An 8,501-nucleotide genomic window follows, 5' to 3' on the forward strand; every position below is an offset into this window, starting at 1 on the left:
TTAAGAGTGCGTCGCCGCCCGCCAGCGGTCAAGCAGATCTTTTGCCCCCCCCGAATCGATCGCCCGCTGGGCGACCACGATGCCCTCGCGGATCGACTCGGCCCTGTCAGCAACGTAAATCATCGCCCCGGCGTTGAGCGCCACCGCATCGCGGTAGGCCGATTCCCGGCCCGCGAGCACGTCTTCGAGAATCGCCGCGTTCCGGGCGATATCCCCGCCCTCAAGCACACCGGGGTAGCGCTCGGGCAGACCGACATCCTCGGAATTGAGCGTCCCCTTCGCAATCCAGCCGTCCCGTACCTCGATGTAGTCGGTCGGGGCGGTAATCGAGAATTCATCGAGACCGTCGCGGGAATGAGCGACCAGAACGTGTCGGGAGCCGAGCAGGGCGAGCACCTCGGCCATGAGGTACATGACCTGGCGGCTGTAAACGCCGATGACCTGGCGTTTGACGCCGGCCGGGTTGGTCATAGGACCGAGCATGTTGAAGATCGTGCGGACCCCCAGCTCCCGGCGCGGGAGAGCGGCGTGTCTCATGGCCGGGTGGTAGCGCGGGGCAAACAAAAAGCCGAACCCGACCCGCTCGATGTTCTCCTTGACCACCTCCGGGCCGGGGTCGATGTCGGCGCCGAGACCGGCCAGCAGATCGGCCGAGCCGCATTTGGAGCTGACCGAGCGGTTGCCGTGTTTGGCGACCGGGATGTCGGCGGCCGCAACGACGAGCGAGGCGGCGGTGGAAATGTTGAAGGTGTTGGCGCCGTCGCCGCCCGTGCCGCAGCCGTCGACCGCCGTCTCGCGGGTGCGGTCCAGTTCGATGCGGAGCGACAGGCTGCGCATGGCCTCGACAAAGCCCGCAACCTCTTCCGGCGTCTCCCCTTTCTGGCGCAGGGCAATGACAAAACCGCCGATCTGGGCCGGCGTGACCTCGCCGCACATGATGAGGTTCATCGCCTGTTTGGCCTCGTCGGTCGTCAGGTGCTCGCCGCGGAGCAGCTTCTGGAGCAGTTCGGTAATCATCGTTTCGATTGTGGCGAAGCGGCCGGCGCCGGGCCCTGGTGCGTCTGCAGCCAATCTCGGAACGGCGGCCGCCTCAACCGGCAAACTTCATTTTCGGCCGCGCCCCTCGCCATTTTCGCCCTGGCCAAGGCAGAGTTTCAGGAAGTTCGCCAGGAGCCGGCGGCCGGCGGCGGTGAGAATCGACTCGGGGTGAAACTGCACCCCATAGAGCGGCCGGCGGCGGTGCTGCAGCGCCATGATGACACCATCGGCCGACCGGGCCGTGACCTTGAACACCCGCGGCAGACCGGCCGGGGCGACCATGAGCGAATGGTAGCGCGTGGCCGTGAAGGGCGAGTCAATCCCCGCAAAAAGCGCCGACCGGTCGTGGGTGATGGCGGAGGTCTTGCCGTGCATGAGCGTCGGGGCGGAGACAATCCGGGCGCCGTAGACCTGGGCGATCGCCTGGTGGCCCAGACAGACGCCGAGGACGGGAATGCTCCCGCCGACTTCGGCGATCAGTCGATTCATGATCCCGGCGTTCTCCGGCCGCCCCGGTCCCGGCGACAGCACAATCGCGGCCGGACGCCGCCGCCAGACCGCCCCCGGTTCCATCCGGTCGTTGCGGATAACCTCCACCTGCGCGCCCAGCTCCGCAAGGTACTGGAACAGGTTGTAGGTGAACGAATCGTAATTGTCCAGCAACAAAATCACCTGGCCGACTCCATGAAGGGGTTCATCGGTGATGGTACGCATATGATCGGGCAAATGGGGGAACACCGTTAGGCCGGTTCGTCGGTCAGAGCGGCCAACAGAGCGCGGGCCTTGGCCTGGGTCTCGCGGAATTCGCGCGCGGGCCGGGAATCGGCGACAATGCCCGCCCCCGCCTGCACCCAGTAGGTCCCGCCCGTGCGGACCATGGTCCGGATCGCGATGCAGCTGTCGAGGTTGCCCCAGAAGTCGATGTAGGCGACCGCCCCGGCGTAGACCCCGCGGCGGTGCTTCTCGAGTTCGTCAATGATCTCCATGGCCCGCACTTTGGGCGCCCCGGAGACGGTGCCGGCGGGAAAACAGGCGGCCAGACCGTCGACCGGGCTCACTCCGCGCCGGAGACGCCCCACCACCGAGCTCACAATGTGGATCACGTGGGAGTAGCGCTCGATGAGCATGTGCTGTGGGACACTGACCGAACCCGGGACGCTGACGCGGCCCAGATCGTTGCGGCCGAGATCGACCAGCATGGTATGCTCGGCCAGTTCTTTCGGGTCGGCCAGCAGGTCGGCGATCCGGCGGGCATCCTCGGCCTCGCTGCTCCCCCGCGGCCGGGTGCCGGCGATGGGGCGGGTCTCGATGGTGCCCTGCTCGATCCGCACGAGCATCTCCGGGGAGGCGCCGACCACAGCGGCATCGCCGAATGCCAGGAGGAACATGTAGGGGGAGGGATTGATGCGGCGCAGGCGGCGGTACACGGTCAGCGGATCGACCTCGGTCTCCACCCGCCAGCGCCGGGAGAGGACGACCTGGAAGATGTCCCCTTCCTTTATATAGCGCTTGGCGCGGGCGACCATGCGGCGGTACTCGGCCTCGGTGCACAGCGGCGTCACCCGGGCCCGTCCGGCGGGGCGGCCGGGGCGGCTCCGGGCCGGCGCACTCAGCCGCTGCTCCATCGAGCGGACCGTGGCCGCAGCTTCGTCGTACTTGGCCCTCAGCCCCCTCTTCCCCTGGTCGTGCAGGATGTTGGCGATCAAGAGGATCTCCTGCTTGAGGTGGTCGAAAACCACGAGGTGGCGGTACAGACCGAGGTGCATGACCGGCAGTCCGATCGGGTCAGAGTTGGCGTCAGGGATCTTCTCGATCCAGCGGGCTGTGTCGTAGGCAAAGTACCCCACCGCGCCGCCCGTGAAGCGCGGCAGGCCCGCCACGGGAACCGGACGATAGAACCGGAACAGCTCGCGCACGAATTTCAGCGGCCCGGCCTCCACGGTGTGGCGGCGGCGACCCCGGATCAGCCTCACCCGCCCGTCGTCTCCTTCGATTACGAGAAACGGGTCAAACCCGAGAAACGAGTAGCGCGCGACTTTCTCTCCCCCCTCGACCGATTCCAGCAGAAACGACTCCCGCTTGCCGAGCGCCAGTTTCCGGTAGGCCGCTACCGGTGTCACCAGGTCGGCGGGGATGCGTGCGAACACCGGGATCACGTTCCCGCGGGCATTGAGGCGGCGGACTTCACTGTAGGTGATCATCGCCCTTCGAAAACTCCCCCACCGACATAAGTGACGGGGCCGGTGAGCTCGATTATGTCGGTCTCCTCGTGCCAGTCGACAAAGAGCGAGCCGGAGTCGAAAACCACCTCGCACGCGCGGTCGGCGAACCCGGAAATCACGGCCGCCGCGACGGCGGCCGCCGCGCCGGTGCCGGAAGACCCGGTGGCGCCGGCGCCCCTCTCCCACTCCGCGACCCGGAGCTTCCTGCGGCTGACAATCTTCACGAACTCGACATTGGTGCGGCGCGGAAACGCCCGGTGCCGTTCCACGTCGGCGCCGAGCGTCCGCCAATCGAAATCAAAATCGTCCACGAACAGAACCGTGTGCGGGTTGCCCACCGACAGGCAGGTGACCGGGATGTCGACATCATCGAGCCGGAGCGGAACCTGAATCATGTACGGCAGGTCCGACCGGACCGGGACATGGGCGGCGGCGAAATCGGGCGCCCCCATATCGGCGGCAATCATTCGCGCGCCGCCGGGCGCCGACGGCCGAAGACGCACCTCGCTGACCGCGCCGCCCATCTCGAAAGTCCATCGGCGGCTCCCCTTCTTCCGCCGCAACTCGTGCAGGCCGGCAATCCGCAGACCGTTGCCCGATCGCTCCGCCCAGGATCCGTCGGCGTTGTAGACGTCGATGCGCCTCCCTCCCCGCTTGAGCGGGGTGAGCAGGAGGATGCCGTCCGCCCCGATGCCGCTCCGGCGATCGCAAATGCTTTTCGCCAGGCGGGAGGGATCGGAGGCGAAAGAACCGCGCAGCGGTCCCTCAATCACCAGGAAGTCGTTGCGCAGCGCGTGGTATTTTGCGAACGGTATTTGCATGGGCGGTAATTACGCCAATTGAGACCGACGGGCAAGATTTTACAGCGGGCCGCCCGGTAAAACCGCTCCCCCTCCCGTTCGACTCCGCCCGGGGCGCTGCGGCCTCAATCCGTCGCCGTGACCGCTGGCTCGGGGTCCGGCATTCGCCAAAGGCAAAAGGAGAAACCCGGCGCCCCCGACCGGCCTGTGTCTCACATATTGGCCTTCACCAACCCGGCCAGCCGGCCGATACCCTCGACAATCTCCTCGTGAGTCGCGGTCGCGAAATTGAGACGCAGGGTGTTCTCCCCGCCGCCGTTGGGGAAGAACGGCTCGCCGTAGACATAGGCGACTTTCGCCTCGATCGCTTTGGGGAGCAGATCCTTGGCCGAGATGCGCGGCGGCAGTTCGATCCACAGGAAGAGACCGCCCTCCGGTTCCGTCCACTTCGCTCCCTCAGGGAAGGTCTCCGCCAGCGTACGGATCATGAGATTGCGCTTCTCCGCGTAGTTGGCCTTGATCTTCTCGATGTGCGGTTCCAGCTTGCCGGCCTTGACATACTCGTAGATCATCGCCTGGCAGAGTGTGTTGGTGTGGAGGTCGGTGCACTGCTTGACCTTCTCGAAATGGACCATGATATCGGCCGGGCCGTTTATCCAGCCCACCCGCAGGCCGGGGGCGAGCACTTTGGAGAAGGTGCGCAGCGCCACCACCTCGTCGCCGCCGAGACTCTTGAGCGTGGGCACCGGGGCGCCGGTGAAGCGGATATCGCTGTACGGGTTGTCGTCGATGATCGGGATGTTGCGGCTCATGGCCAGGTCGAGCAGTTCCCGCCGGCGCTGCTCGGACATGGTGATGCCGGTCGGGTTCTGAAAATTGCTCACCGTGTAGATTAGTTTCGGGCGGTAGCGGTCGAGGCATTTCCGCACGCGGTCGATGATCATCCCCTCGCCGTCCATCTCCGCCGCACAGTAGCGGGCGCGGTAGTAGTTGAAGGCCTGCAGGGCGCCGACATAGGTGGGGTTCTCGGTGAGAATGTAGTCTCCCGGTTCGATAAACGCCCGCGCCACCAGCTCGATCCCCTGCTGGCCGCCCGCCGTGATCTGGATATTCTCCGCCGAGGTTTTGGTGCCGCGCGCGGTGGCCCGCTCGGCAATGAGTTTGCGCAGGGGCGTAATGCCGGCGGACAGGGAGTACTGCACGGCCTCCGGGCCGAACTCCTCGATCGCCTGCGCCATCGCCCACTTCATGTCCTCCAGCGGAAACAGCGCCGGGTCGGGCAGCCCGCCGGCGAAATTGATGACCCCCGGCCGGGAGGAAATCTTGAGGATTTCCCGGATAATCGAGGACTCGAGGGTCGTGACGTGGCGGGCAATCTGCCACGCGTCAGTATGGACCTTCTTCTGGTGATCGGCGCACATGCGGTTCTCCCTTTCTTCTTCGCCGCCCCCCCGCCGAGGCGGCGGCCGGACTCCTTGCGCCAAGATAGGATCGAGGGAACTCAAATCCAAGGAGGAATCATCGCCCACGGGGACGATTCACTCAGCGGGCCAACCGCGCGCCGGCCGCACCGCAGGGGAAGTCAACGCTCGCCGGCCCGCAAGCCCGGTTCGGCGGCCGATGACCTCGCGCGGGCCGCCCCCGGCACCGGACCGCTCGGCTCCGCAGGGGTGGCGGTGCCGAAGATGCGATCCCACCACGGCACCGTGATGGCGAAATTGCGCTCTTCATAGCGGGGATGGAAATGGTGCCGCAAGTGATGCCGCTGCAGGCGCACCAGCCATTCGCGCTCCGGTTTCCGATGATGATAGAAGTAGTGCGACAGATCGTACGCAAGGTAGCCGAGCGTGAAGCCGCCGTGGAACGCCCAGCCGGAACGGCCGAACACCGCCGTCCAGAGCGCGAGAAAGAGGAAAAACAGGACGAGGCTGACAGACGGGGGCATGACGAGGCGGTACGGATCTTTGGGCCACTCGTGGTGAATGCCGTGAATCCAGAAATGCATCCGGGCGCCCCACCCGTTGTTGGGCACCCAGTGCATGATCGCACGATGGAGCCAATACTCGGTGAGCGTCCAGGCCGCCGCACCGACCGCCGCCACGAGGACCGTCGTCGGGACCGGGACGCCGCCCCGTGCGACGCTGTACCACAGCAGCCCCAGCGCCGTCGGCAGGTAGATCGCCACGACGACGCCGGGACTGGTCCGCGAGAGCATCTCGACCAGATCGTTCTGAAACAGCCGGGGGGACTGCTCCGTGACTTTCGGTTTGGGCAAGGGCCATTTCACGATACCGACTCCGAAAACTCCGAGAAGTTGTCGCTGGCGCGATCGGCACCGAGAGCCGCGCGGCAAAATGTCGTGAAGTAAACCGGCGGACTTTCCGCCGGGTTCCCGTTCAGGAGACCCCGCCCGACAAGAGAAAAGCCACCGACCCGAATCGAACGGGTGACCTACTGATTACGAATCAGTTGCTCTACCAGCTGAGCTACGGTGGCTTGGCAATCTGGTGCAACGGAGGCGCACCGGCGCCCCTCCGTTCTGATCGGCAAATATAGGGGCGGGCCGGAGTTTATCAAGAGATTTTCTTGAGAATTTGGCGCACCCGAGGACCGCGCCGACTCCGGCCGGAAGCCGCCCGGGCGCGCGCAACCCGACCCCGCTTCGGCGCGTCACTCGGGAAAGCCGACGGGCATCATCAGGAGCGCGGCCTCCGCGCGGCCGTCGACCCCGAGGAACCGGTTGAGCGCATCGTCGTTGAACGAACCCACGGCGACCGTCCCCAGCCCGAGCGCCGCCGCCTGGAGATAGAGGTTCTCGCAAATGGCTCCGCACTCCATGTAGACATAGCGGTAGCCCCGGTCGGCGTACTTCTGGGTCGAGCGCTCAAAGCGGGCGGTGAACAGAAAGGTCACCGGCGACGAGCCGACCGCTTCTTGCTCATGGGCCGCCCCGTGCAGCGCCGCGCGGAAATCCCCCTCTTGGAGAAGGGCGAGCGAACTGTCCGCCGCCTGGAAGTGGTACAAACCGTCGGGCAGCGAATCCCCGCCGGTCACCACGACGTACGTCTCGATCGGATAGAGCGCGCCCCCGGAGGGCGCGGCCCTCCGCTCGGTGCGCCCGCCCGCCGTGAGACCGTCGGCCGACACCAGCAGCCCCGCGAGCGCGGGAAGCGGGATCGGGTCCGGGCGGAAACGACGCTCGGACCGACGGGTGCGGATCGCCTCATCCACGGTTAGCGCGCCTTGACGCGGTGCGGGAAGCCGGTAGCGGGGCGCCCCTTCATAGGACTTGTACAGAGGAATCAGCTTCCCCCACGCCGGCTCTTTCTGTCGGTAACCCTCATCGCCGAACCCGGTGAGGAAATGGAACCGCTCGCCGATCGACATGGAGTCGACGGGCGGCTCGGCCGGGCGGACCGCGGCCGCCGGCAAGAACGCCGCCAAAAACAACAACAGACAACTTCGCATGGGCACAAACCTCCCTGGCGGTTTTCGCCGAAACGCGAACTCTCCCGGAATCTACCTCCCCCCGCCCCGATTGACAAGCAGCCGCCCGGTCACCGGCAGGGAGGGGGTGGGGGTCCGCTCTTGAAAAGGTAGGCGACCAGATAAGCCAAATCGGAGATCGTCGTCAACGCGCCGTTCCCGGATTGACCGTCGACATCCCCTTCCTCCGGGCAGGGCGGCGGCGCCCCGTTCCGAAACAGGAGGGCGATCAGATATGTGAGATCCGCAATGGCGACACCGCCGCCGCCGTCCACGTCCCCCCGCACCAGGCAGCATCCCGCGCCGACCGCAGTCACCACCACCGGCCACTGGTCGTTGAGCGCAAAACAGGGCTGCGCCCCGGCCATGAAACCGGCGGCAATGACGGGGATCGCATAGGCGCCCGCCTGGGCCGCCCGGAGATACATCCGGACATGGAGGCTGTCCCCCGGCGCCAACGCCAGGTCGGGCGAACCGGCCGGATCATCGAAAACCACGTGCGCCGGCCGACAGCTGTCGACCAATCCGGCGGTGAGGCGCTCCCCAAAAACCGGGTTCTTCCCCAACTCGGCGGGCGCGCCGATCATGGACAGCCCGGCGGGAAGATGCACGGTGAAATAGAGACCGGTGGCCGGAACGGTTCCCCGATTGACGACCCACGCCTCGAGCACGAGCGTGTCCGTGACCTCAAACGGTAGCGGCGGCAGGCGGAAACCGGAGGAAAACGGGACCGCCGCCGGGTGCATCGTCAGCGGGGCGATGGCGGCCTGGGCGGAAGAAGCGAGGGCGATCGGCGTCCCCAGACCGAACAGAAGTGCGGTTATGGTGAGAACTGCGTGTTTTTTCATCGGTCGGACCTAAAGCGCGGGACCGGGTTGCAGGTTATCGTGTTAGTGCCGGAGGCCGGACTCGAACCGGCACGGTCCTTACGGGCCAAGGGATTTTAAGTCCCTGG

Annotated in this window: 8 protein-coding genes and 1 tRNA gene; all 9 read right to left on the reverse strand. The window is 66.3% G+C overall.

What is annotated here, in order from left to right; genetic code table 11:
* Window positions 1-1,017 carry an anthranilate phosphoribosyltransferase gene (gene trpD, locus KA261_13220; GenBank protein ID MBP7698763.1) on the reverse strand — a complete coding sequence of 339 codons (1,017 nt, stop codon included), beginning with the start codon at window positions 1,015-1,017 and terminating at the stop codon, window positions 1-3.
* 87 nt (window positions 1,018-1,104) lie between these two features.
* Complete coding sequence (locus tag KA261_13225) at window positions 1,105-1,710, reverse strand: aminodeoxychorismate/anthranilate synthase component II (protein ID MBP7698764.1); 606 nt, start codon at window positions 1,708-1,710, stop codon at window positions 1,105-1,107.
* Between the two features lie 68 nt (window positions 1,711-1,778).
* The gene (gene trpE / locus KA261_13230; protein ID MBP7698765.1) at window positions 1,779-3,239 is read right to left on the reverse strand and encodes an anthranilate synthase component I; all 1,461 of its coding nucleotides are present in this window, start codon (window positions 3,237-3,239) and stop codon (window positions 1,779-1,781) included.
* A complete protein-coding gene (gene dapF, locus KA261_13235) occupies window positions 3,236-4,081 on the reverse strand; it encodes a diaminopimelate epimerase (GenBank protein MBP7698766.1) in 846 nt (281 codons plus the stop codon). The genes trpE and dapF overlap by 4 nt, the downstream gene beginning before the upstream one ends.
* A gap of 191 nt (window positions 4,082-4,272) precedes the next feature.
* Entirely contained in the window at window positions 4,273-5,481 is a 1,209-nt protein-coding gene (locus KA261_13240) for a PLP-dependent aminotransferase family protein (protein MBP7698767.1), read from the reverse strand.
* Between the two features lie 161 nt (window positions 5,482-5,642).
* Window positions 5,643-6,347 (reverse strand): sterol desaturase family protein, encoded by a 705-nt coding sequence (locus KA261_13245; GenBank protein ID MBP7698768.1) that lies wholly within the window; start codon window positions 6,345-6,347, stop codon window positions 5,643-5,645.
* A gap of 136 nt (window positions 6,348-6,483) precedes the next feature.
* Window positions 6,484-6,556: transfer RNA gene (locus tag KA261_13250), tRNA-Thr, on the reverse strand.
* A gap of 174 nt (window positions 6,557-6,730) precedes the next feature.
* The gene (locus KA261_13255; protein ID MBP7698769.1) at window positions 6,731-7,528 is read right to left on the reverse strand and encodes a SagB/ThcOx family dehydrogenase; all 798 of its coding nucleotides are present in this window, start codon (window positions 7,526-7,528) and stop codon (window positions 6,731-6,733) included.
* An 89-nt stretch (window positions 7,529-7,617) separates the two neighbouring features.
* Window positions 7,618-8,394 carry a hypothetical protein gene (locus tag KA261_13260; protein ID MBP7698770.1) on the reverse strand — a complete coding sequence of 259 codons (777 nt, stop codon included), beginning with the start codon at window positions 8,392-8,394 and terminating at the stop codon, window positions 7,618-7,620.
* Window positions 8,395-8,501: the final 107 nt, after the last annotated feature.

It is taken from the genome of Candidatus Zixiibacteriota bacterium, assembly GCA_017999435.1.
GTDB lineage: Bacteria > Zixibacteria > MSB-5A5 > GN15 > FEB-12 > JAGNLV01.